Annotated in this window: 27 protein-coding genes and 1 tRNA gene; 15 read left to right on the top strand and 13 right to left on the bottom strand. The window is 64.0% G+C overall.

Going from position 1 to position 23,406, the window contains the following annotated elements; all coding sequences use genetic code 11:
* Positions 1 to 35: 35 nt before the first annotated feature.
* From EB230_RS06205 to EB230_RS06190, 4 genes are all read right to left on the bottom strand, one after another.
* Positions 36 to 674 carry a TPM domain-containing protein gene (locus EB230_RS06205; protein WP_172371833.1) on the bottom strand — a complete coding sequence of 213 codons (639 nt, stop codon included), beginning with the start codon at positions 672 to 674 and terminating at the stop codon, positions 36 to 38.
* Positions 675 to 678: 4 nt separating this feature from the next.
* Complete coding sequence (locus EB230_RS06200; protein WP_172371832.1) at positions 679 to 1,566, bottom strand: YgcG family protein; 888 nt, start codon at positions 1,564 to 1,566, stop codon at positions 679 to 681.
* Between the two features lie 4 nt (positions 1,567 to 1,570).
* A complete protein-coding gene (locus tag EB230_RS06195) occupies positions 1,571 to 2,353 on the bottom strand; it encodes a YgcG family protein (RefSeq protein ID WP_065005492.1) in 783 nt (260 codons plus the stop codon).
* Positions 2,354 to 2,422: 69 nt separating this feature from the next.
* Positions 2,423 to 3,061, bottom strand: a complete 639-nt coding sequence (locus EB230_RS06190) for a LemA family protein (RefSeq protein WP_172371831.1) — start codon at positions 3,059 to 3,061, stop codon at positions 2,423 to 2,425.
* A gap of 163 nt (positions 3,062 to 3,224) precedes the next feature.
* On the opposite strand from EB230_RS06190, the gene EB230_RS06185 reads away from it, so the two are divergent.
* The 6 genes from EB230_RS06185 to EB230_RS06160 all read left to right on the top strand — a co-directional run bounded on the left by EB230_RS06185 (position 3,225) and on the right by EB230_RS06160 (position 8,548).
* Positions 3,225 to 3,476, top strand: coding sequence for a hypothetical protein (locus EB230_RS06185; RefSeq protein WP_056574991.1), 252 nt, complete (start codon positions 3,225 to 3,227; stop codon positions 3,474 to 3,476).
* Positions 3,477 to 3,489: 13 nt separating this feature from the next.
* Positions 3,490 to 4,374 (top strand): pyridoxal kinase PdxY, encoded by an 885-nt coding sequence (gene pdxY / locus EB230_RS06180; RefSeq protein ID WP_056574988.1) that lies wholly within the window; start codon positions 3,490 to 3,492, stop codon positions 4,372 to 4,374.
* Positions 4,371 to 5,183 (top strand): DUF429 domain-containing protein, encoded by an 813-nt coding sequence (locus tag EB230_RS06175; protein ID WP_056574985.1) that lies wholly within the window; start codon positions 4,371 to 4,373, stop codon positions 5,181 to 5,183. The genes pdxY and EB230_RS06175 overlap by 4 nt, the downstream gene beginning before the upstream one ends.
* A gap of 144 nt (positions 5,184 to 5,327) precedes the next feature.
* Positions 5,328 to 5,972, top strand: a complete 645-nt coding sequence (locus tag EB230_RS06170) for a carbonic anhydrase (RefSeq protein ID WP_056574982.1) — start codon at positions 5,328 to 5,330, stop codon at positions 5,970 to 5,972.
* Positions 5,969 to 6,403, top strand: coding sequence for a hypothetical protein (locus tag EB230_RS06165; protein ID WP_056574979.1), 435 nt, complete (start codon positions 5,969 to 5,971; stop codon positions 6,401 to 6,403). Before EB230_RS06170 ends, EB230_RS06165 begins: the two co-directional genes overlap by 4 nt.
* A 90-nt stretch (positions 6,404 to 6,493) precedes the next feature.
* Complete coding sequence (locus tag EB230_RS06160; protein ID WP_056574976.1) at positions 6,494 to 8,548, top strand: M3 family metallopeptidase; 2,055 nt, start codon at positions 6,494 to 6,496, stop codon at positions 8,546 to 8,548.
* 147 nt (positions 8,549 to 8,695) lie between these two features.
* Here EB230_RS06160 and EB230_RS06155 read toward each other — a convergent pair whose 3' ends face one another.
* The 4 genes from EB230_RS06155 to EB230_RS06140 form a co-directional block, all read right to left on the bottom strand.
* Positions 8,696 to 10,192, bottom strand: a complete 1,497-nt coding sequence (locus EB230_RS06155; protein ID WP_056574974.1) for a M81 family metallopeptidase — start codon at positions 10,190 to 10,192, stop codon at positions 8,696 to 8,698.
* 72 nt (positions 10,193 to 10,264) lie between these two features.
* Complete coding sequence (locus EB230_RS06150; RefSeq protein ID WP_056574968.1) at positions 10,265 to 11,089, bottom strand: carbohydrate ABC transporter permease; 825 nt, start codon at positions 11,087 to 11,089, stop codon at positions 10,265 to 10,267.
* Positions 11,086 to 11,955: a sugar ABC transporter permease gene (locus EB230_RS06145; protein WP_056574965.1), complete on the bottom strand. Its 870-nt coding sequence runs from the start codon at positions 11,953 to 11,955 to the stop codon at positions 11,086 to 11,088. Before EB230_RS06145 ends, EB230_RS06150 begins: the two co-directional genes overlap by 4 nt.
* A 454-nt stretch (positions 11,956 to 12,409) precedes the next feature.
* Positions 12,410 to 13,642: a sugar ABC transporter substrate-binding protein gene (locus EB230_RS06140; RefSeq protein ID WP_056574963.1), complete on the bottom strand. Its 1,233-nt coding sequence runs from the start codon at positions 13,640 to 13,642 to the stop codon at positions 12,410 to 12,412.
* Between the two features lie 183 nt (positions 13,643 to 13,825).
* On the opposite strand from EB230_RS06140, the gene EB230_RS06135 reads away from it, so the two are divergent.
* From EB230_RS06135 to EB230_RS06125, 3 genes are read left to right on the top strand one after another with little or no spacing between them, the layout of a single operon-like run.
* The gene (locus tag EB230_RS06135) at positions 13,826 to 14,596 is read left to right on the top strand and encodes an SDR family oxidoreductase (protein WP_056574958.1); all 771 of its coding nucleotides are present in this window, start codon (positions 13,826 to 13,828) and stop codon (positions 14,594 to 14,596) included.
* 2 nt (positions 14,597 to 14,598) lie between these two features.
* Positions 14,599 to 15,666 (top strand): sn-glycerol-3-phosphate ABC transporter ATP-binding protein UgpC, encoded by a 1,068-nt coding sequence (ugpC, locus tag EB230_RS06130; RefSeq protein WP_056574955.1) that lies wholly within the window; start codon positions 14,599 to 14,601, stop codon positions 15,664 to 15,666.
* Positions 15,667 to 15,702: 36 nt separating this feature from the next.
* Positions 15,703 to 16,584 carry a MurR/RpiR family transcriptional regulator gene (locus tag EB230_RS06125; RefSeq protein ID WP_056574952.1) on the top strand — a complete coding sequence of 294 codons (882 nt, stop codon included), beginning with the start codon at positions 15,703 to 15,705 and terminating at the stop codon, positions 16,582 to 16,584.
* A 111-nt stretch (positions 16,585 to 16,695) separates the two neighbouring features.
* Here EB230_RS06125 and EB230_RS06120 read toward each other — a convergent pair whose 3' ends face one another.
* The gene (locus EB230_RS06120) at positions 16,696 to 17,004 is read right to left on the bottom strand and encodes a DUF167 domain-containing protein (RefSeq protein ID WP_056574941.1); all 309 of its coding nucleotides are present in this window, start codon (positions 17,002 to 17,004) and stop codon (positions 16,696 to 16,698) included.
* A gap of 13 nt (positions 17,005 to 17,017) precedes the next feature.
* Entirely contained in the window at positions 17,018 to 17,308 is a 291-nt protein-coding gene (locus EB230_RS06115) for a YggT family protein (protein WP_027047523.1), read from the bottom strand.
* Between the two features lie 146 nt (positions 17,309 to 17,454).
* Here EB230_RS06115 and EB230_RS06110 point away from each other — a divergent pair.
* From EB230_RS06110 to EB230_RS06085, 6 genes are all read left to right on the top strand, one after another.
* A tRNA-Ala gene (locus tag EB230_RS06110) sits at positions 17,455 to 17,530 on the top strand.
* Positions 17,531 to 17,858: 328 nt separating this feature from the next.
* Positions 17,859 to 18,608, top strand: coding sequence for a helix-turn-helix transcriptional regulator (locus tag EB230_RS06105; protein WP_056574938.1), 750 nt, complete (start codon positions 17,859 to 17,861; stop codon positions 18,606 to 18,608).
* Between the two features lie 420 nt (positions 18,609 to 19,028).
* Complete coding sequence (locus EB230_RS06100; RefSeq protein WP_244494120.1) at positions 19,029 to 20,087, top strand: SagB/ThcOx family dehydrogenase; 1,059 nt, start codon at positions 19,029 to 19,031, stop codon at positions 20,085 to 20,087.
* Positions 20,088 to 20,154: 67 nt separating this feature from the next.
* Positions 20,155 to 20,403: a hypothetical protein gene (locus tag EB230_RS06095; protein ID WP_056574932.1), complete on the top strand. Its 249-nt coding sequence runs from the start codon at positions 20,155 to 20,157 to the stop codon at positions 20,401 to 20,403.
* A gap of 60 nt (positions 20,404 to 20,463) precedes the next feature.
* A complete protein-coding gene (locus tag EB230_RS06090; protein WP_172371830.1) occupies positions 20,464 to 20,652 on the top strand; it encodes a hypothetical protein in 189 nt (62 codons plus the stop codon).
* A gap of 21 nt (positions 20,653 to 20,673) precedes the next feature.
* Positions 20,674 to 20,994, top strand: coding sequence for a hypothetical protein (locus tag EB230_RS06085; RefSeq protein ID WP_056574926.1), 321 nt, complete (start codon positions 20,674 to 20,676; stop codon positions 20,992 to 20,994).
* 54 nt (positions 20,995 to 21,048) lie between these two features.
* Here EB230_RS06085 and EB230_RS06080 read toward each other — a convergent pair whose 3' ends face one another.
* Genes EB230_RS06080 through exbB form a run of 3 tightly spaced genes read right to left on the bottom strand, consistent with a single transcriptional unit; the run spans position 21,049 to position 23,381 of the window.
* The gene (locus tag EB230_RS06080; RefSeq protein WP_056574923.1) at positions 21,049 to 21,990 is read right to left on the bottom strand and encodes an energy transducer TonB; all 942 of its coding nucleotides are present in this window, start codon (positions 21,988 to 21,990) and stop codon (positions 21,049 to 21,051) included.
* Entirely contained in the window at positions 21,987 to 22,448 is a 462-nt protein-coding gene (gene exbD / locus EB230_RS06075; protein ID WP_056574920.1) for a TonB system transport protein ExbD, read from the bottom strand. Before exbD ends, EB230_RS06080 begins: the two co-directional genes overlap by 4 nt.
* A 12-nt stretch (positions 22,449 to 22,460) precedes the next feature.
* Positions 22,461 to 23,381, bottom strand: a complete 921-nt coding sequence (gene exbB, locus EB230_RS06070) for a tonB-system energizer ExbB (RefSeq protein WP_056576423.1) — start codon at positions 23,379 to 23,381, stop codon at positions 22,461 to 22,463.
* Positions 23,382 to 23,406 lie beyond the last annotated feature (25 nt).

Raw genomic sequence — 23,406 nt, 5'->3', positions numbered from 1 at the left:
CCGGATCGGCAAGGTCGCGTTTGCAGGCAGGCCTTTCAGATTTCGACCAGATGGTCGTCCAGCTCGTTGGTATCGCCCGGGGTGACCGGGAAATGTTCGGCCAGCACCGCCCCCACCTGCTCGATCGCCTTGACGAAACCGTCGGCAAGCCGGTCGTCGCCGGCGTGCGCCGTGAGGTCGCGCACCACGCCGTCCCAGACATGCTGGCCGACCTTGGCGTCGATGCCCGAATCGGCGACCACCTCCGCGTAGCGCTCGGCGATCGAGACGAAGATCAGCACGCCGGTGCGCGCCGTGGTGCGATGGACGTTGCGGGCAAGGAACTGCTTGATCGCATTGGCGTGCGCCGCCTGATAGCGCAGCCGCCGTGGCACCATGTGGATGCGCAGGCCAGGCAACACCCACAGCAAGGCCAGCACGCAGGCCAGCGCCAAGAGCTGGGCGATGACAAAATGCGGCAGGCGGATGGTGAGCCACCATGCCTCCAGCCCGTAGGCTACGGCAAGGCTGACGACCAGCATGCCAAGCGTCGCCATCTGGGCGGCGGGGGCGAAATAGCCGTCGCTGGCATGCGCCACGACGCAGTAGATCTCGCCGTCGGTCTTGGCCTCGGCGGCGCGGATCGCATCGGCGATACGCTCATGATCCTGCGGGCTGATCGGTCGTGTTGCCATTGTCTCACCAGCTTCCTGAAGAACCGCCACCACCGGACGAGCCACCGCCGCCCGAAAACCCGCCGCCGCTGCTCGACCCGGACGACCAGCCGGAGCTTCCCGACGACCAGCCGCCGCCCGACGAACCCGTTGTCCAGCCGCTGGAGCCCGAGGACGATCCGCTTGGTCCCCGGCCGTAACGGAACGTCATGCCCAGCCATCTATACACGCCCGGCGACAATTTCGTGCCGAACATCGGCGGCAGGAATGCCATCGCCAGGCCGCCGAGGAACATCGTCGCCCAAAGGATCAGGAACACCGCGACGATGGGATCGATGGGAGTGCTGTTGTCGGCGGGGTTGCGCTTGCCGCGCGCTTCCAGCTCCTCCGGGTTGCCTTCCAGCACCATGACCATGTCGTCCACGGCCTTGGAGATGCCGCCGGAGAAGTCGCCGGCACGGAATGCCGGCACCATGTCGTTTTCGATGATCAGCTTGGTGTGCAGGTCGGTCAGCGTGCCTTCCAGCCCGTAGCCGACCTCGATGCGCATCTTGCGATCGTTCGGCGCGACCAGCAGCAGGACGCCGTTGTTCTCCTTGGCCTGGCCGAGTTTCCAGAAGCGGAACAGCCGGTTGGCGTAGGGTTCGATTTCCTCGCCGTCGAGGCTGGGGATGGTGGCGACGACGATCTGGTCGGAGCCCTTTGTCTCGAAGTCGGCGAGTTTTTGAGTCAGCGCCGCCTTGGTCGAGGCGTCGATGATGCCCGCATCGTCGACGACGCGGCCGGTCAGGGCAGGCAGCTCGGCGGCGGAAAGCGCGAAGCAGAAGATCAGCAACGCCAGGGTCGTCAGGACAGCGTGGATCGCCGGGCTAAGGAAACCAGGCCTCGGCGTGCTGACGGTGCGTGTCGTCATGCCGTCACCAGCTTCCCGAGGAGCCACCACCGCCGGACGAACCGCCGCCGCCGGAAAAGCCGCCACCGCCGCCACCCGAAGACCAGCCGCCGCCTGAGCTCCCCGAGGACCAGCCGCCCCCGGATGAGGAGCGCCGTCCGGGCTCGAAGGTCATGCCAAGCCAGCGATAGCGGCCTGGCCCGAGCTTCTGGCCAAAGATCGGCGGCAGGATGGAGGCGGCGATGCTGCCGAAGAAGATGATCGCCCAGATGCTGATGAAGATGGCGAAGAACAGGTTGTCGGAATTGAACGGCGCCTCCTGGTTGCGCTTGCCGCGCGCTTCCAGCTCCTCCGGGTTGCCTTCCAGCACCATGACCATGTCGTCCACGGCCTTGGAGATGCCGCCGGAGAAGTCGCCGGCACGGAATGCCGGCACCATGTCGTTTTCGATGATCAGCTTGGTGTGCAGGTCGGTCAGCGTGCCTTCCAGCCCGTAGCCGACCTCGATGCGCATCTTGCGATCGTTCGGCGCGACCAGCAGCAGGACGCCGTTGTTCTCCTTGGCCTGGCCAAGTTTCCAGAAGCGGAACAGCCGGTTGGCGTAGGGTTCGATTTCCTCGCCGTCGAGGCTGGGGATGGTGGCGACGACGATCTGGTCGGAACCCTTTGTCTCGAAGTCGGCGAGTTTTTGCGTCAGCGCCGCCTTGGTCGAGGCGTCGATAATGCCCGCATCGTCGACGACGCGGCCCGTGAGCGCCGGCAGATCCGCTGCGAAGGCCGCCAACGGAAGCGCCAGGATGAAGAGCATGGCTGCGACAAGGCGAGCCAGACGCCGTCCCTCATCGGCCTGCAAGATCACGACGTTTGGCTCCGGCTGTCACCCGCCCTGCTTCGTGCCGAAATCGACCTTCGGCGGCTGCATCTTGTCTTCGTCGACGGTGAAATTGGCGAAGGGCTCGTTGCCGCGGAACCAGAAGGTGGCCCAGAGCACGGACGGGAAGGTCTTCAGCGTCAGATTATAGTCCCTGACCGCCTGGATGTAGTCGCGCCGCGCCACCGCGATGCGGTTCTCCGTACCTTCAAGCTGTGCCTGCAGCGCCAGGAAATTCTGGTTGGCCTTGAGGTCGGGGTAGGCCTCCGACACCGCGATCAGCCGCGACAGCGCGCTGGTCAGCCCGGCCTGGGCATCCTGGAATTTCTTGAGGGCTTCGGGATCCTTCAGCGTATCCGGCGTCACCGTGATCTGCGTCGCCTTGGCGCGCGCCTCGACGACAGCGTCGAGCGTGTCCTTTTCATGCGAGGCATAGCCTTTGACCGTCTCGACCAGATTGGGGATGAGATCGGCGCGGCGCTGGTACTGGTTCAGCACCTCGCTCCATGCCGCCTTGGCATTCTCCTCCGCCGTCGGAATCGTGTTGTAGCCGCAGCCGGCAAGCAGCGGCAGCACGATCGCCATCATCAGGAAGGCGGGCAGCGTGCGGAATGTCGACGGTCGGGCAAGGCGCGGGGCAAGCATGATGGGGTCCCTCGGTAGAAGTTGCATGCGAAGCATTAGCACAATCAGCGCGCAAGAAAACGGCCTCGGCCTCTTGAGCCGCCCGACAATGTATCGTCCTGCCGCAAGGCCCTGTGATTGGCCGCGCGAACGCGGTAAGGTCCGGGCAAAACGGGACATCATCATGGCGGAACGCCCCGACAGCGACAGGGAATCGCGCCGTATCCTGGAGCGCGTCGCGCGAGAAACCGACCCGGCCGGCGCCTCCTTCGTGGCGCGGACGACGAAAGGCATGCGCGACCACGTCGCCGCAGCCGACGCCGACCGCACGGACCCGATCGAAGTCTGGGGCACGCGCATTGGCAGGATACTCGGCCTGTTTCTGGCGCTGGGCCTGATGGTCTGGCTCGTGCTTTTCCTCATCCGGGGCAGCTAGGAATCACAAAACAATGAGTGCCGAAAAACCCGACGCGCCGCGTGCGGTCATCGTCATTTCCAGCCATGTCGCGCGCGGTTCGGTCGGCAACCGTGCCGCCGTCTTCGCCTTGGAGACCCTCGGCTTTCCGGTCTGGGCGGTGCCGACGGTCATCCTGCCCTGGCATCCCGGCCACGGGCGGGCGACGCGTATCGTACCGCCACTCGACCAGTTCAAGGCGCTGATGGCCGATCTCGAGCGCGCGCCATGGCTGGGCGAGGTCGGCGCGGTGCTGTCCGGCTATCTCGGCGAAGCCGGCCAGGCCGAGGCCGTCGCTTCGCTGGTCGCCGCGGTGAAGGCCAGGACGCCTGACGCTGTCTATATCTGCGATCCGGTGATGGGTGATTCCGGCGGTCTCTATGTGCCGGAGCCGACCGCCGTCGCCATGCGCGACCGGCTGATGCCGATCGCCAACATCGCCACGCCCAATCGCTACGAACTCGAATGGATGGCCGGCGTTCCGTTGCCCGATCTGAAATCGGTGATTTCGGCGGCACTCCATGCCGGACCGTCGACCATGCTGGTCACCTCGGCACAGTCGATGATTTCAGGCGGTACTGGCAATCTGCTGCTCGACGGCACCCAGGCCCTGCTTGCGGAGCACCGCCTGATCGACAAGCCGCCGAACGGCCTGGGCGACCTGACAGCGGCCGTCTACCTCGCCCGCATCCTTTCCGGCCAGCCGCCGATCAAGGCGCTGCAGTCGACCACGGCGGCGGTCTACGAGATCCTGGCACGTACCGCCAAGCGGGGCGGCGACGAGCTGCAGCTCGAAACCGACGCCCAGAGCCTGTCGCACCCGATGGCCATGGTGCAACTGCGCCACCTCACGCATCCGGGGCGGGACCGCCGGGCGTGACTTCGACCGAGGTCGTGCTCGTCGGCGCCGATGGCTGCAAGGCCGGCTGGATCGCCGTGCGGCGCGAGCACGGCTCGACACCTCGTAACCCCGGTTCGACGCCTCGTAACCCCGGTTCGACGCCCCAAGTCGAGGTGTTCGCCAGCTTCGCTGCATTGCTCAAGGCAAGCCCGGACAATGCGATTGTCGCCGTCGACATGCCGATCGGCCTGCCCGAATTCTCCAGCAAAGGCGGGCGCGGACCGGAAGCGCTGGTCAGGCCGCTGCTTGGGGCACGCCAGTCCAGCGTCTTTTCGATCCCGTCCCGCGCCGCGCTCTATGCCGACACGAGCGATTTCACCACCGTCGAAGCCTGGTACGCCGGGCATCGCAAGGCAAGCGATTTGGCCAGGGCCACATCGGACCCGCCGCGCGGCGTTTCCATCCAGGCCTTCGGCATCTTTTCGAAGATCCGCGAGATCGACGCCTTGCTGATCGCGCGGCCGGATCTGCGCGGCCGCGTCTTCGAATCGCATCCGGAGGTCGCCTTCTGCCGCTTGAATGGCAATCAGGCCATGCAATTGCCGAAGAAGATCAGGGGCAGCATCAATCCGGCCGGCATGGCGGAGCGCAAGGCGCTGCTCTGCCGGCACGGTTATGACATGGGTTTTCTCGACCAGCCGCCGCCGCGCGGGGCGGCCGCGGACGATTTCCTCGACGCGGCTGTCATGATGCTGATCGCCGGCCGCATCGCCAGCGGCAGGGCGAAGCCATTTCCCAACCCGCCGCTCGCTGACGGTCGTGGCATACCGGTCGCCATCTGGGCATGAATATCGACACCCGCCCGCTTCGGCGCATGGCATTTATGCCCAGCTCCCACAATTCTGCATTGCTCGCGACCGGCATTTGCCGCTAGAGCCTTTCTCGACCGCAACGAGCTGCCGCCTCCAACCACGGAAAGGCCTTAGCCGCCCATGCCTCATCTTCCCGACCACCTCCTCACCGGCTACCGCAATTTCATGAACGGCCGTTACCTCACCGAGAGCGGCCGCTATCGCGAGCTCGCCCGAGAGGGGCAGGCCCCCGAGACGATGATCGTCGCCTGCTGCGATTCCCGATCGGCCCCTGAAGCGATCTTCGACGCCGGGCCGGGCGAACTCTTCGTGCTGCGCAATGTCGGCAATCTGGTGCCCCCCTACGAGCCGGATGGCGAGTTCCACTCGACCTCGGCGGCGCTCGAATTCGCGGTGCAGAGCCTCAAGGTCAAGAATATCGTCGTCATGGGCCATGGCCGCTGCGGCGGCATCCGCGCCGCGCTCGACCCCAATTCGGCGCCGCTGTCCCCCGGCGACTTCATCGGCAAGTGGATGAGCCTGATCGCGCCAGCCGCCGAGACCGTCTCCTCCAGCACCTTCATGACGGCAACGGAGCGCCAGACAGCACTCGAGCGCATCTCGATCCGGTATTCCATCGCCAACCTCAGGACCTTTCCTTGCGTCTCGATCCTCGAGGGCAAGGGCCGGCTGTCGCTGCACGGGGCCTGGTTCGACATTTCGACCGGGGAGCTCTGGGTGATGAACAAGGACACCGGCGATTTCGAGCGGCCGGTGCTGGAATGAACGGGGCGGTGCGCCAGGTGATGAACGTCCGGTCGGTCGTTCTCACGGCGGCCGCGTTGCTGGTGGCAATTATCGCCGCCCGAGCCGATGACGGCGCCATCATCAGCCGCTGGTATGCGGCGCTCCTGGTCGCCGACCGTACAGAACTCGCCGACCTGCTTGCCGACGATGTCCGCATCAAGCTCGATGACCTCGGCATCGTTCAAGGCAAGCAGGAGTTCATCGCCTCGCTCGATGAGTGGAAAGGCGCGGTAGCGGGTGCCGCGATCCGCCACCGGATCGAGAAGAGCGAGGGCGGTGTCACCACGGTGATCGCCTGCTACGACTTCCCCAACAATGACATGCTGATGCAGGAAACCTTCGCGGTGACAGACAGCCGCATCACCGCAAGCTCGCAAGCGGCAATCGCCGAAAACTGCGAAGACTATTGAGGCGGATCGGCCAACTGCCATATTGCGGCCCCGCGGACCGCGCCCTACATCGGTGACACCCTCCTCATTGATGCCAGCGAAAGACCCTCCATGTCCTCCACGAAAGCCGTCGACCTCGCCGCCCATCCGCTGACCGCGTGGGAAGGCCCGCTCGGCCTGCCGGACTTCGCCCATATCGGCGACAGTGATTTTTCCCCGGTCTTCGACGCGGCGCTGAAGGCGCATGAGGCCGAGATCGACGCGATCGCCGCCAACAAGGAGGCACCGACCATCGAGAACACGCTTGAAGCGCTGGAGCTGGGCGGCGAGGCGCTCGATCACGTCTCGTCGATCTTCTGGTGCCGGGCCGGCGCCTACACCAACGATACGATCCAGGCGCTGGAGCGCGACATCTCGCCAAAAATGTCCAGGCATTTCTCGGCGATCTCGATGAACGAGAAACTCTTCGCCCGCATCGACGATCTCTACCAGCGCCGCGAGAGCCTCGGGCTCGACGCCGAGACCTTGCGGGTGCTGGAGAGGACCTGGAAGGGTTTTGTCCGCTCCGGCGCCAAGCTCGATGCCGAGGGCAAGAAGCGGCTGGCCAGGATCAATGAGGAACTGTCCTCGCTCGGCACGACTTTCGGCCAGAACGTGCTGGCCGACGAGCGCGACTGGGCACTGTTCCTCGACGAGGCCGATCTTGCCGGCCTGCCGGATTTCCTGAAAAGTTCGATGGCCGAGGCCGCCGAGATTCGCGGCCAGAAAGGCCGCTACGCCGTCACCCTGTCGCGCTCGATCTACGAGCCGTTCACGACCTTCTCGGAACGCCGCGACCTGCGCGAGATTGCCTTCCGCGCCTTCACCATGCGAGGCCAGAATGGCGGCGCCAGCGACAACACATCCGTGGTGCGCGACATGCTGAAGCTGCGCGCCGAAAAGGCGAAACTGCTCGGCTACGCTTCCTTCGCCGCGCTGAAGCTCGACGACACCATGGCCAAGACGCCGAAGGCGGTGCACGCGCTGCTCGATCCGGTGTGGGAAAAGGCGCTGGAAAAGGCCGCCGCCGACCAGAAGGAATTGGAACGGCTGGCGGCGGAAGCCGGCAGCAATGAAAAATTCGCCGCCTGGGACTGGCGCTTCTACCAGGAGAAGCTGCGCGCGGAAAAATTCGCTTTCGACGAGGCGGAACTGAAGCCCTATCTCCAGCTCGACCGGGTCATCGACGCCTGCTTCGACGTGGCGACCAAACTCTTCGGCATCACCTTCGAGGAGAAGAAGGGCATTGCAGCCTGGCATCCCGATGCGCGCGTCTTTGTGGTAAAGAATGCCGATGGCAGCGAGCGTGCCCTGTTCCTTGCCGACTATTTCGCGCGGCCCTCGAAGCGGTCCGGCGCCTGGATGAGCGCGCTGAAGTCCGGATACAAGCTTGGCCAAGGCTCGAAGCCGGTGATCTACAACATCATGAACTTCGCCAAGCCGCCGGCCGGCGAGCCGGCACTGCTGTCTGTCGACGAGGCGAAGACGCTGTTCCATGAATTCGGCCATGCGCTGCACGGCATGCTGACCGACGTCACCTGGCCGTCGGTCGCGGGCACTTCGGTCAGCCGCGATTTCGTCGAGCTGCCTTCGCAGCTCTACGAGCATTGGCTGACGGTGCCGGCGGTGCTGGAAAAGCACGCCCTGCATGTCAAGACAGGCAAGCCGATGCCGAAGGCGCTGCTCGACAAGATGCTGGCCACGCGCACGTTCGGGGCCGGCTTCGCCACGGTCGAATTCACGTCTTCCGCCTTGATGGACATGGCCTATCACGCTCGGCCCGATGCCCCGGCGGAGCCGCTTCGTTTCGAAGCCGAAACGCTCGACAGGCTCGACATGCCCGACACCATCGCCATGCGCCACCGCACCCCGCATTTCGGCCATGTCTTCTCGGGCGACGGCTACTCGGCCGGCTACTATTCCTACATGTGGTCGGAAGTGCTGGACGCCGATGCCTTCGCCGCCTTCGAGGAGACCGGCGATCCCTTCAACCCGGCGCTGGCCGAGCGGCTGAGGAAGAACATCTACGCCGCCGGCGGCTCGAAGGACCCGGAAGAGCTGTACACTGCGTTCCGCGGCAAGATGCCTTCGCCGGAAGCGATGATGGTGAAGCGCGGGCTGGTGTAGCGCCAGCCAATCTCCCCCCTCGAGGGGGAGATGGCCGCGAAGCGGCCAGAGGGGGTCGGTCCGACCGGGCTCGGCCTGCTGCAGCGGATGCGGGTTGGCGCTTCGCGTGAGGCGCCCTTCTTTGTCGCCTTCGGCGACATCTACCCCTCAACGGGGGAGATCATCAGCGCCGTTCTTCCACGGATCCTTCACCCTCGGCCACACCGGCCGTGTCAACTTCTTGTAATCCGTCACCGCGGGATTGCTCGGATAGGAACTCGGCGCAGAGACATAGATGATCTCGGCGGCTATCGGTTCGAATCCGGCATAGAAATGGTTGGTCGACTTGATCAGCAGCATGTCCTTGGCCAGCGGATCGACGCCGATGTTGGAGAAAATGTCCGGCTCGAAAGTCTGCGTGCGATTGGTGTTGAGGATGATGTCGACCTCGGTGCCTTCGATGCGGACCAAGGCGGCCGGCCCAAGTGTCACCCGGCTTGGCCCGAAACTCTGCCATCCCTCGTTGACGGCTTTCAGCACCTTGACGCGCGCATCGATCGGCTCACCCGCCTGGGGTCCTGCCTTGCCGCCGAAACGCAGGTCGATGACAGCGCCCTCGCCTGCCGCCAGGCAGAAGGTCACGGCAATCGGATCCCAGATCGTCGCCACGCCAAACTTGTCCAGGCCACGCGCCAGCATCTGGCGCAAGACGAAGGTGCCGTCGCCGGGAACGCCGCCGCCGGGATTGTCCCAGATGTCGGCGATGACCACGGGCTTGCCGGGATTCCCGGCACGTACGGCCAGCGCCCGGTCGATGCCGTCGGCGGTATCAAGCATCGTCATCGCCGTCTTTTCGCGCATGGCATAGAGTTCGCGTCCCAGCTGTTGCGCCAGCGCATCGCCTGCGGCCTTGTCGTTGTCGGTGACGACGAGGATGCGCGTGCCCATTTCCGGCACGTCGGCGGCCATGAAGCCGTGGATGACCGATACCGACAGCACGCCGTCCTTGCCGTGCATGGCCTTGATACGGTCCACGAAGGAGCGCATCGGCTCGCGGCTGGTCGGCAGCACCTGGATCATGCGGCAGTCGAAGGTCGAGATCACCGGCTTGATCTCGCCGCGCGCGGCAGCCAGGCCAAGCTCGACGACATGTTCGCCGCGTTCATAGAAGTCGGTGTGCGGGAATTCGAGGAAATAGGCCATGATATCGGAGGCCGCCACGCGCTTTGGCGTCAGATGGCTGTGCGGATCGAACTCGGAGGCGATCACCACCTTGGGTCCGACAATTGCCCGCACGCGCTCGAGCAGGTCGCCTTCGCAATCGTCATAGCCTTGCGCTACCATGGCGCCATGCAGGCCGAGGATGACCGCGTCGACCGGCAGTGCCGCCTCGAGTTGCCCGAGAATCTCGTCGCGCAGCGCCTCGAAGGTCTGCCGCTGCACCAGGCCGCCCGGCTCCGCCCAGGTGGCGGTGCCTTCGATCACGGTCAGTCCTTCGGCGGCCGCGCGGCGGCGCAAGGCCACGATCGGCGAGGAACACAAGGTCGGCGTCTCAGGATGCTTGCCCGGCCCGGCATAGAACGCCATCTCGAACGAGGCCCGGTCGGTCGGCACCGGCGAGAAGGTGTTGGTTTCCGTCGCCAGCGAGGCGGTGAAGATACGCATGAAGACTCCGTGGTGACGCTATCTGTTTCTTGCAATTCCAGTGGGAAACCGCTGCACACCTTTCTGGAATTGCTATTTGACCGCCCCGAGCGCCAGCCCGCGCACGAGATAGCGCTGCAGCCAGATGAACAGGATCGCCACAGGCAGTGTCGCCAGCAAAGTGGCGGCCATGACGTGATGCCACTCGATCGTGTAGCGGCCGGCGACGAGAGAAAAGACCTGGATCGGCAGCGTGTAGCTTTCCTGGCTGCGCAGCATGGTCAGCGCCACGACGAATTCGTTCCAGGCGTTGATGAAGGTGAAGATCGCCGTGACCGCGATCGCCGGCAGGCAGAGCGGCAGGAACACTTTGCGCAAGGTCAGCCAGCGGCCGGCGCCTTCCATCCAGGCGGCTTCCTCGAGATCGCGCGGAATGGTGTCGAAATAGCTCTGCAGCATCCACACGGTGAAGGCGACGTTGAAGGCCATGTAGATGAAGCCCAGCGCCGTCGTCGATTCGACCAGCCCCCAGGCGGCCATCAGCCGGAACAGGCCCAGCACCAGCACGATCGGTGAGATCATCTGCGAGATCAGCAGGAACTGGCGAAAGGCCCCGTAGCCGGCAAAGCGAAAGCGCGACATCGCATAGGCGGCGGGCACGGAGATGAGGATGGCGCCGACCGTGGCGATGACCGACACATAGAGCGAGTTGGCCAGCGCCTGGCCGAAACCGGTCGCCACCCACATGTCGGAGAAGTTCGACCAGCGGAACTCGCTCGGCCACCATGTCGGTGACAGCACTTCCTGCCGTGGCTTGACCGCGGTCAGGAACATCACCGCGAAGGGAAAGATCGTCACCACGATCAAGGGCGCCAAAAGCAGCCAGGCGATGACGGTGCGTTTGAGCTTGGGCGTCATGCGCGTTGCTCCCGCATGGCGAGGCGCACATAGATCATGGTGAAGACCAGCAATATGGCGAACATTACCAGCGACACCGCCGAGGCCTCGCCCAGTTTGCCGATGCGGAAGGCCAGCTTGTAGAGGTGGGTGACCAGGATGTCGGTCGAGTTGGCCGGCCCGCCCTGCGTCATCACCCAGATGATCGGGAACGAATTGAAGACATAGATGGTGTTGAGCACGATGGCGATGTTGATGAACGGTTTCAGCAGCGGAAAGGTGATCTCGCGGAACTGCTGCAGCGGCGTGGCGCCCTCAAGCGCGGCCGCCTCGTAAAGATCGTCCGGGATCGACGACAGGCCGCCGAGGAAGATCGTCGTGGTGAACGGGACCGTCACCAATATGCCGATCAGCACCTGCATCGGAAACGCCGTCTCGGCGCTGGCCAGCCACTGGATGTTATGGTCGATCAGGCCAAGCCCGAGCAGCGCGGAATTCAGCATGCCGCTTTCACCGCTCAGCGCCCAGCGCCAGACCACCGCCGTCATGGTCAGCGACACCGCCCAGGGCAGCATGATGATGACACGGGCAAGACCGCGTCCATAGAAATCGGTGTTGAGGATCATCGCCACCGGCACCGACAGCAGCAGTGCGCCGCCCACCACCAGCACGGTCCATAGGCCGGTGCGCCAGAGTGCCGCGACGAAGTCGGGATCGGCGGCAAGTGCCGCGAAATTGGCAAGGCCGCTGAATTCGCGCAACTGGCCGAAGCGGTTGACGTCATGCGTCGAGATCTGGATCAGGTCCCAGACCGGCCAGAAGATGACGACCGCCGCCAGGAACAGGCTGGGCAAGGTCAGGAGATAGGGCAAGAAGCGATTTTGCATCGGCTGGTTTGTACCGCGTTGCGAGGCATCAATGGCGCTGGCTTGCGAGCCAGGCTAATACTGACTTGTTCTTCTTAGGCGCTCGGTTCACAAACTCTTCCCAACGTTTGCGCCGCCCCTCACCTGCCTGCCGGCATCCTCTCTCCGTATAGTGACGGGGAGAGGGGCGCCTTAGTTGCCGCTTTCGCCAATCACCGGCGTCTCAAAAGAGGAGCCGAGATCGCGGCCAGCCCTTTCTCCCGTCACCATACGGGGAGAAATGCCCGGCAGGGCAATGAGGGGCGGCGCTGACGTTGGCGATTTATCCTTTTGTCCGGAGTGATTGCCTTGTCGGCCCTCGCCATCCCCATAGGGGAGCCGTTGCATGCTTCTTACAAGGGGAGTGGCGCGCCCCGCCTGAATCTGAGGCGCGCCACGGGCGCAGGGAGATACGCCCTATTCTTGGGCACGGCCCCTATTTCTTCAACACTGCGTTGGCCTTGGCCGCCGCGTCCTTCAGGCCTGCCTCGGGGTCGCCACCGAGATAGATCTTCTGCATTGCATCGGACGTGATCTGGGCGACCTCTTCCCAGCCCGGAATGACCGGCGCGAAGCGGGCGTCGGGCAAGAGCGCGGTGAAGGCGGCGAGGTCGGCATTGTTGACGTAATAGTCCATCTTGGCCTCTTCCTTGTTCACCGGCAGGAAGCCCTCGCCTTGCGTGAACTTGGCGCGCTGCTCCGTGGTGAACAGGAAGTCCATCAGCTTCCAGGCCTCATCCTTGTTCTTGGAGTTCTTGAACATGATCATCGAGTCTGTGACGCCATAAGTGCCGCGCGCCCCGGTCGGGCCGGCCGGAATGGCGGCGACGCCATATTTCAGGGTCGGCGCCTCGTCCTTGATCTGGTTGGACAGGAAGGGCGCGGTGATCATCATGCCGACCTTGCCCTGCTTGAACAGGTTCTGCACATCCTCGCGGTTGTTGGAGGTGACGCCCGGCTCGGTCAGGCCTTCGTCGATCATCGACTTGTAGAGCTTGGCGGCCTCGAGCGCGCCCGGCGTGCCGAGGCCCGACGTGCCATCCTTGTTCAGGATCTCGGTGCCCTGCGACCACATGGCGTAGTAGTAATAGACGTCGGTCTCGATCTCCTTGCCCTGCAGGCCGAACCCGAAAGTACCGGACCCCAGCGCCTTGATCTTGCGGGCATCGTCCTGCAACTCGGTCCAGGTTGCCGGCGGCTTGGCGATCCCGGCCTTCTCGAACAGTTCCTTGTTGTAATACATGGCGCGGGCAGACGCCGCGATCGGCAGGCCGTAGGTCTTGCCGTTCATGATCGAGGGCGACAGGAAGGTATCGATGAAACGCCCCTTGAATTCGGGCGTGATGTAGCTGTCGAGCGGCTCGGCGACATCCTGCTGGACGAAGTCGATCAGCCAGCGCGTGCCGATGATCGACAGGTCCGCATTGGTGCCGGCGGTGATGTCGGTGGTCAGCTTCTGCAGGAGCACGTCCCACGGCACGACTTCGAACTTGACGGTGATGCCTGGGTTCTTTGCCTCGAACTCCTTCTTCACTTCCTCGAAATAGGGGCCGGTCTTTGCGCTGTATTCGGCGACGGTGACGCGCACCTCACCCGCATTCGCCTGCGCCGCGAAGGCCAGCATGTTCATTCCGGCCATCAGGCCGACAGTCCATTTGGCAAGGCTCATCCGATCTCTCCCATTTGTTTCGCGCATTTGCGCTCCCTGTGCCGATGGCTGGGCACAAGATTTATGTGACTTTCCTACATTATCGATGAATTCGTGCCATGCAAGCAGATTATCATGTTGCTTAATTACATTCCTTTCTTTAGCCTGCCGGCATCTGCCTGACCTGCGGGAGGAGCAAGCGCCGTGGTTTCGAAAGCCGAATTCGCCGGCCGCACTGTCGTCGTCACCGGTGCCGGCGGCGGCCTTGGCTCGGCCATCGTCGCGCTGCTGGCCGACAGGGGCGCGCGGGTGGTCGGCTGTGACCAGTCCGAGGAGGCGCTGGCAAGCCCGCGGCTTGCCTCGCGCCATGTCTTCAACCTTCTCGACCGGGCTTCGATCGAGGCGGGGATCGCCGCTGTGCTGGACAAGGACGGCGTGCCCGATATCCTGATCAACAATGCCGGCTGGACGCGCGCCGAGACGATCTCCGCACTCAACGCCGACAATATCGAGCATGAACTCGACCTCAATCTGACCGGGGTCATGACCTTCGCCGACCCTATCGCCAAGGCGATGGCCGCGCGCGGCTCAGGCAGCATCGTCTTCATCTCTTCCGTCAACGCCATCGCGCATTTCGGCAATCCGGCCTATGCGGCCGCCAAGGCCGGCATCAACGCCTATGCCAAATCGATCGCGGTCGAGCTTGGCCGCAGCGGCGTGCGCGCCAATGTCGTCTGCCCGGGATCGATCCGCACCGCCGCCTGGGACCATCGCCTGGCCAAGGATCCGAAAATCCTGGGCAAGTTGCAGCGACTCTACCCGCTCGGCCGCATCGTCAATGCTTCGGAAGTGGCCGAAGCCGTGGCTTTTCTTGCGTCGGAGCGTGCCTCGGGCGTAACAGGCGTGGTGATGCCCGTGGATGCGGGGTTGACCGCCGGCTGCCTGCCGTTCATCGACGACATATTGGGAGCGTGACCATGACCGACGTCCTGTTTCGCAACCTGTCGAAATCCTTCGGCCAGCACAGGATCCTCGAGGACATCGGCCTCGACATCAAGAGCGGCGAATTCGTGGTGCTGGTCGGTCCGTCCGGCTGCGGCAAGTCGACCTTGCTGCGCATGCTGGCCGGCCTGGAGACGATCACGTCGGGCGATCTCCTGATCGGCGGCGTGCGCGCCAACGACCTGCCGCCGCAGCAGCGCAACATCGCCATGGTGTTTCAGTCCTATGCGCTGTTCCCGCATCTGAAAGCCTCCGACAATATCGGCTTCGGACCGAAGATCCGCGGCGAGACCCGCGCGACCATCGACCAGAAGGTCAAGAAGGCCTCGGGCGTCCTCAACCTGTTCTCCTATCTCGACCGCTATCCCCGGCAATTGTCGGGCGGCCAGCGCCAGCGCGTCGCCATGGGCCGCGCCATCGTGCGCGAACCGTCGGTGTTCCTGTTCGACGAACCGCTGTCCAACCTCGACGCCCAATTGCGCGTGCAGATGCGCACCGAGATCAAGGCGCTGCACCAGCGGCTGAAATCGACCATCGTCTACGTCACCCACGACCAGATCGAGGCCATGACCATGGCCGACCGCATCGTCGTGATGGACCGTGGCCGGATCCAGCAGGTCGGAGCGCCGCTCGAACTCTATGACAGGCCGGCCAACAAGTTCGTCGCCGGCTTCCTCGGCTCGCCGTCGATGAGCTTTGTGTCCGGGGCTCTGAAGACAACGCCTGAGAAGACATGGTTCGAATCGGCGGGCGGCGGGCGGCTGGCGCTTGCCGGCAAGGCGGTGCCGGCGGGCGGCGCCGTGGAGGCCGGCATCCGACCCGAGCACTTCATCATCGGTGAAGCCGCCGACGCCATGGCGCTCAAGGTGGATGTCGTCGAGCCGACCGGCGCCGAAACCCACGTCTATGGCGCCATCGGCGCCGATACGGTACGCGCCGTGTTCCGCGACAGGGTGCCGGTCAGGCCGGGCGACCTGCTGCCGGTCTCGGTCGATCCTGGCAACATCCATCTGTTCGACAAGGCGACAGGCCTGCCGCTGTGAAACGAGAAGTGCCGACATGAAGACGAACACACGGGCATGAAGACGCCGGCCGACATCATCACGCGGCTGCAGCTGATGTCGCAGGACGGCACCAAGTCGGATCGCCGGCTGGCTGGCCTCGTGCTATCCGATCTCGATTTCGCCTCCAAGGCCGCGATCTCCGAGATCGCCGCGCGCGTCGGCGTCAGCGAGCCGACGGTGACGCGCTTCTGCCGCAATCTCGGCTGCGAGGGGCTGCGCGACTTCAAATTCTACCTGGCGCAGGCCATCGCCATCGGCGGCCAGTATCTGTCGCCCGAGCCGCTGAGCCGCGACGCCCGCGAACAGCGCATCGCCTCCGCCATCACCGAAGCCGCCATCTCGGCCATCCAGCGCGCCAGCGAGAACCTCGACATGACGACGCTGGTCGCTGTCGCCGAGCGGCTTGCGACGTCAGGCAATGTGCTGTGCATCGGCTCCGGCGGCATCTCCTCGATGATGGCGACCGAGATGCAGAACCGGCTGTTCCGGCTCGGCCTGCCGGTATTGGCCCAGATCGACGGCCAGTTGCAGCGCATGTACGCCGCCGTTGCCACGCCGGAAACCACGCTGGTCGCCTTTTCAGTGTCCGGCTATGCACGCTCGGTCATCGAGGCGGTGCAGGTCGCGCAGCAATACGGCGCCACCACGGTGGCCGTCACCGCACCCGATTCGACACTGGCCAAGGTGGCCGACACGGTCATACACCTGCAGCCGCTCGAGGATGGCAACATCTACAAGCCCACGTCGTCGCGCTACGCGCTGCTGGCGATCGTGGACATGATCGTGACTTCGGTCGCCGAGACGCGCGGCCCAAAGGTCTTGGAGAATTTGCGCCGCATCAAGCAAAGCGTGAACACGCTGAAGGTCGACGACCCGCGTCTGCCGCTGGGCGATTGAGGGTCGACGCCGAGGGTGCCGATCTCCCCTGAGGGAGATGTCCGGCAGGGCAGAGAGGGGGTGCTGTCCCGCCGACAGTCAGTCCGGAGTTGCCACAGCACTGATTGCGGATCAGCCCAGCGCCTCGACACGCTGCGCCAGCGCCCCTGGATCGCCCGCTATGCGAAGCGTCTTGAGCCGTGCCGTGCCGCCGGCGACGACCGACACGGCCGATGCCGGCACTCCCAGCGTCTTGGCGACCAGCTTCTCCAGCGCGTGATTGGCCGCGCCGTTTTCCGGCACCGCGCGGACCCGCGCCTTCAAATGGCTTCGCCCGTCCGCCGATGTTTCGAAGCCTTCCAACCTGTCCACGGAAGATTTTGGTGTCAGCCGCACGAACAGATCGATGCCGTTCTCGCGGATGCGCAGCGGCGCGCTCATGCAATTGTCGGGATCACAGCACCAGCGGGGCTACCGTGGTGAGAATGAACTGCCTGACGAAAAACAGGATCAAAAGCAGGATGATCGGCGAGATGTCGATGCCGCCAAGGTCAGGCATGAAGCGGCGGATGGGCCGCAGTGCCGGCTCGGTCAGCCGATAGAGCATGTTGCCGATGCTGCCGACGAACTGGTTGCGTGAATTGACGACGTTGAAGGCGTAGAGCCAGGAAAAGATCGCCGAGGCGATGATGATCCACCAGTAGAGGTCGAGCGCCATGACGATGGTTTGAATGAGGGCGAGCATGCCTGTCTCCGATTGTTGCCGACATGTAGCCATTGCACGCGAAACCGGCAAGGGCCGGCAGCCGCCGCGCCGGCCGACGAGCATTTCGGCAAAACGCCGCCTTGACAGAAATCCGCCGCGCCCGATAAATGCGCCATCCGTTGGACGGGGCTGTAGCTCAGCTGGGAGAGCGCGTCGTTCGCAATGACGAGGTCAGGAGTTCGATCCTCCTCAGCTCCACCATCGGAATAATCGCTTCTCCCTTTTTTGGCGCGCCGCCGGGGCGCAGGCACATGCGATGCATGGCGACGCGGCGTTCGGCGCGCCAAAGCCCCCCAAAAAAAGCCATAGGCGATTTGGCGAAGTCCGAGGCAAGAGAGATTGTCAATTGGACTTATGGCGATGGCCGTTGTCGGGATTGCGCTATTTTTTTTGAAAGCCGCCTCATTAGACTGCCGTTCTCAAATCAGTTTTTTCTGTGAGTTGCGGCAGGGCGTTTCGGCGGGGGGCGACCGAAGGCGCTATATGGATTCCGAGTCGGAATGAAGAATTCGCCTGCGAAAGCAAAGACGTGTCCATTCGCGAGAATCTCGCTGCAAATCTCAGACGGCTCTGCGAAAACCATGCCTCCGTCAGCGCGGTGTGCCGCGAGTTGGGTATCAACCGCACGCAGTTCGAACGTTACCTGCAGGGGCAGACCGTTCCGAACAAGGCCACTGCCAAACTGATCTGCGACTACTTCCGCATCGATGAAGCCGAACTGTACCGGGACCCGGGTCTTCCCGAGCCAATGGCCCCAGGCCTGCCGCCGATTTCGGAAAGCCTGTTCAAGCAGATGATCCGCCCGCCCGCTCCATCGATCGCGGGAGGCACCTATTTCACCTATTTTTCGATCCCGACCCGTTCCGACCTCTTGATGCGGTCGGTAACCTTCGTGCGTCGCGACGTCGAACTGGTCACATTCCGCAGAGTCACCGGGTGGTCGGAGCGCCGTGGCTCGACATGGGCTCGGGCGCGCGGCAATCATTATGGCGTGGCGATCTCTCGCCTGAACTGGATTTATTTCAGCGGCGTCAACCGTCGCCAGACCGGCGAGCCGTCGCTGATCTCCGTGCAATGGGCGCCGATCTCCGAACCGGTTCTGATCGGCAAGGCCATGCTCCTGACCGAGGCCGGGCCGGCATTCGTATCCGTCATCATGCGGCAGGACATGTCCGGCATCCGGCCACGGCATGCGATCCGCATGGCGCATGTCGTCAAGCTTGACGATCCGGGCATCGATCCGTTGGTCGTCAGCCTCGCTCGGGACGGGCAGGGCTGATCTCGCGCATCCAATTTACGCTAAATGAGAATAAGAATACCTCGAAAGAGCGTATGCTAGCGTATACCTACTCACTATCCGAGAAAAATCGATTTTTTAAACTTTGTCGCGAAGAAAGATATTTTAGATCGCGTGCCCTTTACTACGGTTTTAACAAATCATTAACTCTTTCGAACTTACCTTTCTTCTCGCGGATCCCACGGTGGGGATCCTTCAACAGATCCCATTGGGGGGTCGGGAAAGGGACGAAAATGGCCAAGAAAGTGAACAATGCCCCGAAGCTGACGGTTGCCGCGGGCACGCAGACCGTCTTCTTTTCGCAGGGCATGCACTACAACAAGCGCTGAAGTCGTTCGGCGCCGACGGGATGTTCGCCCGTCGGCGCCTCAAATTCACAAAACGGCATTCAGCATCATGAAAATGCGCTCTTCAAAAACGCTTGTCTTCTATCCCGGAACCAACAAGGTCACGGCCTGTAATTTCCTGACCAGAAGCGTCTTCGACTGCAGCCCCGAGGTGATCGGTCTTCTTGCGTCCTGGGACGAATGGGCCTCCACGGCGGAGATCGCACGCGCCCACGGATGGTCGAAATCCGATCTCAATGCCGTCGTGCCGCAATTGCTTGATTTTTCCGCCCTGGTCACCGCCGGCTCGCCGCTAGCCGAACAGGAAACGCAGTTCTCCGGGCAGTGGAGCTGGGGCATTCCGACGGCGCTGATGCATTTCTGCGTCCAGGACTCGGAGTTCATGACCATCGAACAGGCCGAGGCCCGCCAGATCGAACGCGCCGGGCACGTCGCGCAGCCCGACCTCATGCTCAAGAATGCCGCCGGCGCCATCCGGCTGCCGAACGCACTCGACGACAACGAACTGCTGAGCCTGATGGCGCGGCGCCGCACCAACCGCACCGCGGCCGCGCCCACCATCACCGCGAAACAGCTCTCCGATTGCCTGTTCGCGGGTATGGGCATTACCGGCGAGACCAGCAACTGTGTTGGCGCCCTGCCGCTGGGCATGACCCCTTCGGGTGGCGCGCGGAATCCTTACGAGGCCTATGTGGTCGCGCTTGGTGTCGAGGGTCTGGACCCCGGCGTCTATCATTATTCAGCCGCCGATCACGACCTCGGCAGGATTCCTGCCAACCATCTGCCGAAGATCTCCGAACTGGTCGGCGGGCAGGAATGGGCCGATACCATGCCATGCCTGATCCTGCTTTGTGCCAGGCTCGACCGCACCATGTGGAAATATGAGGATGCCAACGCCTATCGTGTCGTGCTGATCGAGGCCGGCCATATCGGCCAGAACATGATGTTGGCGGCGACCAGACATGGCTTGTCGGCCTGTCCCACGGCAGCGCTCAGCCATTCGGCGATCAAGCGCCTCCTTGGCCTAGACCGCCTCACGGACGCACCCGTTTACGCGTTGACCCTCTCGACCCCGGAACCAAGCCCGCATTCGGCGGGCCAGTCTATTAATTAGCCGACTTACTCTATTCTGTGTAGCCAGTACGCGTTCCCCGAGTTCCATCCGATAACAGGAGCAGCACGTGGCAAATCATTCACTAAGGCAGTCAGAGATCGATAGTCTTCAATATATCGCGTCGATGACCAATGAGCTGGTGCAGATGGCCGAAGCAAGCCGTTTTCCCATGATCTCCTATCTGCTGGGCATGGCCTATGCCGAAGCCTTCGACGTCCTGCGCGGCGCGCGGCCGGCAAGGCATGCGCAGCTCAGCGGCAACCCGATGCATCCCAGGCCGAATGTAAAGGAACACGCTCAGCCACGGAGAGCGTAGCGGATGCAACCGTCAGCCCTGTGCGCGCCGGCAGGCTCTCAGCCGAACCGGTGGGAGACAGTGTTTGCGCTGCAAACCCTGCTGCCGCTCCTGAAAAAGGCAGCCGGCGACCTTGAGCGTCCCGACATGGTCTACTGGTTCAAGCAGGCCGACGCGGAGCTTGCCAACATCATCAGGGGTCGGCCGTCCGATACCGCCGCTATCCCCGCCTTGATCGCCCGCAGCCCGCAGAATGGACATCATGCCTAGAGAATCGAGGGGGATCCGCCAATGAACATGATCGCACCCATCAGGAGCGCCGACGTCGGGGAAAGCGTCTTCGGCCGGCTCCATGTCCTGATCGCCAGTCGACCGGCATCACCGGATGCCGCGCGCGTCGAGGCCCGGCAACTGGTCGCAACGGCGATGACCGACACCTGGCAGGCCGACAGCCTCTGGGGCGCGGCGGACGCCTTTCACATCCATTTCGATTTCATGATGCAAACCATCGAGATCAACGGCGCCGACGATCCGAACCTCCGGGTCCTGCGCACGAAATGCCGTTTCTACCTGGAGCAGGTCGAGGCGCTCTGCCAGTCGATGAGTTGCTGATCGGCCGCTGTCCGCGCGAGGGTCCATGGCACCACCGTTTCGCCCCAGGACTCGCTAATTGCGCAGGTTGAAGACGAACGGCGCCGTGCGGCTTTGGCGCCCGCCAAGCTCCGGCGGAAGTGCCGGCACGGTGGCACCCTGGAGCACGGACAGGGCCGCCCGATCCAGGTCGGCATTGCCTGAGGAACGGGTCAGCCTGGCGGACAGAACCCGGCCGGATGAGTCGACCGTGAACGTGACGTAGGCACTGCCTTCGGCGCGTCGGGCTCTCGCCGCACTGGGATAGCGCGTGTGCCGATTGATCCATGAGCGCAGTTTTGAATCCCATTTGCTGGAGTCGCCGGTTCGCCCCGTCGCTTCCGCCGACTTAGGCGCCGCTGTCTTGGCCGCTGGCTTGGCATCTGCGCTGGCGGCGGTCACCGTCTTGGGCGGTGCCGTCTTTTCCTTCTTCGGTTTGGGCTTGTCGACAGGCTTTTTGGCTTTAGCCTCGACCGGTTTCTTTTGCTTCGGCGTCTCGACCGGCTTTGCCTGCGGCAACGGAATGACCACATCCGGGGCGACAGCCTCGACAATGTCCGGAATCACCTCGTTCAGCGGCGGCTGATCGACCTGGTCCGTCTTCTCGGTCTGGGTGGGTTCGGTCTCTTCGGGCGCGATCGCTTCCGGCCGTTCGGTAACCGGCTCCGCCTTCTCGACCTGTTCGGACGTTGGCTCGGTGGTCGGTGTTGGCGTTGGCTCGCTCTGGTCAGGCATCACTGCGTCCAGCGCCGCGACGTCTTCCTCCACGGCCGGCATCACCGTCATCGGTGCCATTTCGATCACCTGGGCCGGTGGCGGACCGCCATCCGCTTCATTGACCATGCTGAAGGTCTGCACGGCATAGGCAACCGCGACATGGGCTCCAAGGATAAGCGTCGCCGCCCCCGTCCAAAGACCAAGATCGCGCCAGCCGAAGCGCGACAGCTGTAGCGTGGGCAGGGCGGCGGACTGTGTCATGGCGCGGCGGCTCCCGCGGCTGCTGGTGCGTTGGCCACGGGCGCCGTCTCCAGGCCGACCAGCGCGATCTTCAGATAGCCGGCGCCCCGCAACAGGTTCATGGCCTCCATCAGGTCGCCATAGGCCACCGCCTTGTCGGCGCGCAGGAAGATGCGCGTCTGCTTGTCGCCCTTGGTCCTGCTCGCCAGCGTGGCCGCGAAGGCCGGGCGCGGCACGGTGTCATTGCCGATCGCCAGCGTAAGATCGTCCTTCAAGGTCAGGAACAGCGGCGTTTCGGGCCGGGGCGCGGGCGTTGCCGTCGACCCTGGCAGGTCGACGTTGACGTCTACCGTCGCTAGCGGCGCGGCGACCATGAAGATGATCAGCAGCACCAGGATGACATCGATGAAGGGCGTGACGTTGATCTCGTGGTTCTCCTCGAGATCGTCATCCATTGTCTGTCGGATTCTGCTTCCCATGGCGTCGCCCCGCTACGCCGCCGCCAGGGCTGTCGCCGGCGAGACAGCGCGGAAATCCAGGTCGCGGCTGACCAGCCGTTCGACGCCCGCCGAGGCGTCGGCGAGGATCTGCCGGTAGCCGGCTATCGAGCGGGCGAAGACGTTGTAGATCACCACTGCCGGTATCGCCGCGACGAGACCCATCGCGGTGGCCAGCAGCGCTTCGGCGATGCCCGGCGCGACCACGGCGAGATTGGTGGTCTGCGCCTGCGAGATGCCGATGAAGGCATTCATGATGCCCCAGACGGTGCCGAACAGGCCGACGAACGGCGCGGTGGAGCCGATCGTCGCCAGCACGCCGGTGCCGCGCGACATGCGCCGCGACGCCGCCGCCTCGATGCGCGACAGGCGCGAGGTGACGCGTTCCTTCAGTCCGTCGCCGCCGACATGGTCGAGCGCGCCAGCCGAAAGCGCGGTCTCCTCTTCCGCCGCCTTGACCAGAAGCGCGCCGGGGCCGCCGCTGCGGTCGAGCGCGCGGCTGGCCTGCTTCAGCGTCGCGGCATCGCCGATCGCGCGGACTGCCCGGCGTATACGAAGCTTGCCGCCGAAAATCTCCAGCGACTTGGCCAGCCATATCGTCCAGGTGACGAGCGAGGCGAAGGCCAGCCCGATCATCACCACCTTCACGATGATGTCGGCGGCCATGAACATGCCCCATGGCGACAAATCGTGCGGCAGGTTCAGTTCCATCGCCCCCGAGGGCGCGGCTCCGGCAGGCATCGCCGTGGCCGGCTGGCCAACTTGCTGCGCGGGTGCCATCGTGGCCGGTGCGGCGGGAGCGTCAGGAGCCTCGGCTGCGGGAGCAGTACCGGCCGGTTGCTCCTGGGCCAGGGCCCCGCCGCCTGCCAGGATCACCGATGCGACCAACGCCGCCAACAAACGAGTTCTAGACAACAGCTTCTTCCTTGTTCTCGCGGCG

Source organism: Mesorhizobium sp. NZP2234 (genome assembly GCF_013170765.1).
GTDB lineage: Bacteria > Pseudomonadota > Alphaproteobacteria > Rhizobiales > Rhizobiaceae > Mesorhizobium > Mesorhizobium loti_D.
This window is presented reverse-complemented; position numbering and strand designations above follow the sequence as displayed.